This window comes from Microbacterium sp. Bi128 (genome assembly GCF_918698205.1).
In genome coordinates this window covers 1-2,958 of sequence record NZ_CAKKMM010000598.1, presented here as the reverse complement: position 1 = coordinate 2,958, position 2,958 = coordinate 1, and the positions used below count along the sequence as shown (strand labels likewise).

At 71.1% G+C, this 2,958-nt stretch carries 2 protein-coding genes and 1 pseudogene; all 3 read right to left on the bottom strand.

The features are described 5' to 3' along the window. Positions 1–84: 84 nt before the first annotated feature. On the bottom strand, positions 85–1,398 hold the full coding sequence (efeB, locus tag LQV45_RS23525) for an iron uptake transporter deferrochelatase/peroxidase subunit (protein WP_230009063.1): 1,314 nt from the start codon (positions 1,396–1,398) through the stop codon (positions 85–87). A 1-nt stretch (position 1,399) separates the two neighbouring features. After that, positions 1,400–2,629, bottom strand: a complete 1,230-nt coding sequence (efeO, locus tag LQV45_RS23520; RefSeq protein ID WP_230009062.1) for an iron uptake system protein EfeO — start codon at positions 2,627–2,629, stop codon at positions 1,400–1,402. Next, positions 2,626–2,958: pseudogene (locus LQV45_RS23515) on the bottom strand (high-affinity Fe2+/Pb2+ permease); the annotation flags it as partial. The pseudogene LQV45_RS23515 and the gene efeO, both read right to left, overlap by 4 nt.

Sequence of the window (2,958 nt, the reverse complement as noted above, 5' to 3'; positions counted from 1 at the left end):
TCGATGAACGGCGTGCCGAGGGGGACACGCCACGACACGGAGCGTCTCACTCGGCACGGCGTTTATCGTCAGCGGGGAGCCGAGTCAGGCGCCGAACAGACCCGCGCCGACTGACTGACCGGCGGACGGAGCCGGCGGCACCGCCCAGAGCCCCGAACCGACGTGCTTCAGGTACTCCCCCATCGCGTCGGTGGACAGCGCGCGCTGCAGCGTGATGTACCGGTCGGGGCTGCGCTGGAACGACAGGAAGAACAGCCCCGCGTTCAACCGGCCGAGGTCGGTGTTCCCGTCGACGAAGTTGTACCCCCGACGGAGGATCCGGATGCCGCCGTTCATATCGGGATGCGCGAGCCGCACGTGGCTGCGCGCATCGATACGGGGCGTACCCGCCGCATCCGTCGCCGAGAAGTCGGGAACGGAGAACTCGTCACCGCCCGACAGCGGCGCCCCCTGCGCCTTGTCCCGGCCGACCACGCGGTCCTGCTCCGCGAGACGCGTGCGATCCCAGGTCTCGATGAGCATCGCGATGCGCCGCGCGACGAGGTACGACCCGCCGGCCAGCCACGCCGGCCCCTCGGATGCCGGGACCCAGACGTTCTCGTCGAGCGCAGCGGTGTCGTCGGCGAGGATGTTGGCCGTGCCGTCCTTGAACCCGAAGAGGTTGCGCGGCGTGGCCTGATCGCTCGTCGTCTTCGAGGTGCGGCCGAAGCCCAGTTGCGACCAGCGGATCCGGGCCCGGCCGAACGCGATGCGGCTGAGGTTGCGGATCGCGTGCACGGCCACCTGCGGGTCGTCGGCGCACGCCTGGATGCAGAGGTCGCCGTCCGAGCGATCCGGGTCGAGATCGTCGCCGAGGAAGGCCGGCAGACGCTCGAGCCCCGGCGGACGCTGACGGGCCAGGCCGAAGCGGTCGTCGAACAGCGACGGACCGAATCCGAACGTGATCGTGAGGTTGCTCGCGGGAAGGCCCAGGGCCTCGCCGGTGTCGTCCGGCGGCGCCTCGGGCGATCCCCCGACCGCGCCGGTCGCGCTGACGTCGAGCCCCTGCATCATGCGGGTCGCGGCATACGTCCAGTCCTGCAGCAGCGAGGCGACGTCGTCCCGCGTGGTGCGGGCCATCATGTCGAACGCGGCGAAGTGCAAGTGGTCCTGCACCGGGGTCGTGATGCCCGGTTGATGGATGCCGGATGCCGAGGCCACGGCATCCCTCGCCTGTCGCGCCTGCTCCTGGCCGTAGGCGGCGCCCCCGACGACCCCCGCGCCCGCGCCGACGATGAGACTCGTGGCACTCGCGCCGAAGGCGAGACCGATCAGGTCGCGGCGCGACACCCCGCCGACGGGCGTCGCCGAGTCATCGACCGGGTTCGTGGCCTCCGGGGTGTTCTCGTCGTCGCTCATCTCACTCCAAGACGGTGACGGTGAGCTGCGACAGCGGCTCGGCGAGGGCATTGATGAGGTCGGTGAACTGGCGCTTGTCGTCCTCGGTGAGCTGCGCGTAGGTCACGAAGCCCGCCTCGGCGGAACCGTGCGCCGCGAGAGCCGACTCGAGGTCGGCGTAGCCGGTGTCGATCCGCGCCACGAGCGAGGCACCCTTGTCGCCCTTGGACTCGGCGAAATCGCGCACGAGCGAGAACGCCATCTTGGAACCCTCGACGTTGGCCGCGAAGTCGTAGAGGTCGGTCCCCGACCACCAGTCCTCTTCGCCGCTGATCTTGCCGGTCGCGACCTCGTCGAGCAGCGCGATGGCGCCGTTGGAGATTCCCGCGACGCCCTGCGCGTTCAGGGTCTGCTGGAACTCGTCGGAGTGCACGTAGTCGTACAGCTGCTGCGTGTCGGCGATCAGGGTGTCGCCGTAGGACGCACGCTGCGCGGGAGTGGAGGGCGCCCAGTCCTTCCAGGCGGGGGTCTCACCGTCGGCGTTGAGGGCGTCCTGCGCCGGGACCCACAGGTCCTTCTCGATGCGGTGGAAGCCGGTCCAGGTCAGACCCTCGGCGACCGCATCCACCTCGCGGTAGTCGATACGCGGATCGAGGTCGCCCAGCGCCTCGGCGATCGGCTCGATGCGCTCGTAGTACGCGCGCACCCGCGGGAACTGCTCGCGCGCCGCGGCGTCGTCGCCGGACTCGTACGCGGCGGCGAAGGTCTGGACGGCGGGCAGGAGCTGGCCGACCTGATCCTTGACGAAGGCGGCGTACAGGTCGATCGCCTGCTGCTTCTGCTCGGCATCCTCTCCGGTGATCTCGACGGCGTCGCCGGTCACCGCGAACGCGGCACGGCCCACGCCGTCGCCCACCATGCCGGGCTTGCACAGCGTGAAGTAGTCCCCCGGCTGCGCGGTGACCGTGAGCGTGCGCGACGCCCCGGGGGCGACGTTCTCGACCTCACCGACGATGCGCAGACCGTCCGAGGCGAGCAGGTAGAACTCCGTCACCTGATCGCCCTTGTTCGCCACGTCGAAGGCGAGCGTGCCGCTGGACGCGGTCGCCGCCGAGACGTCGCAGCCATCCGCCGTCGAGGTGACGGTGAGGGCTCCGGTGCCGGCCGCGTCGGTCTTGGCGACGCAGCCCGAGAGGACGAGGACGGCCGCGCCGGCCGCAGCCGTGGCCGCAAGGAGGCGAGTCGAGTTCATGATGCTCCGTTCGGGTGGGGAACGGATACCGCGGCGGGAGCGGCATCCGGAGTCGGGGACGGCGACGTCGGCGTGGGCGCGACATCGTCCGTAGGGGTGCGCGGGGCGGTCGGGCGGCGGTTCGCCCGGACGCCGCGGACGAAGAGCGGGACGACGACGGCCACGTACAGCACCCAGGCGACGACCTGCAGCCACGTCATCTGCGGCATGAAGCCGACCGTGGCCTGCAGCAGCGCCGCCAGCGCACCGCCGGGGGCGATGACGCCCGAGAGGTCGAAGGCCCAGCCGAAGGGGAAGGCCGCCCAGCCGACGGCCACGATGCCCGTGGC

Bases quoted from the DNA above. Each gene is read 5' to 3' on its own strand.
- efeB (WP_230009063.1), bottom strand. From the start codon at position 1,398: ATGAGCGACGACGAGAACACCCCGGAGGCCACGAACCCGGTCGATGAC.
- efeO (WP_230009062.1), bottom strand. From the start codon at position 2,629: ATGAACTCGACTCGCCTCCTTGCGGCCACGGCTGCGGCCGGCGCGGCC.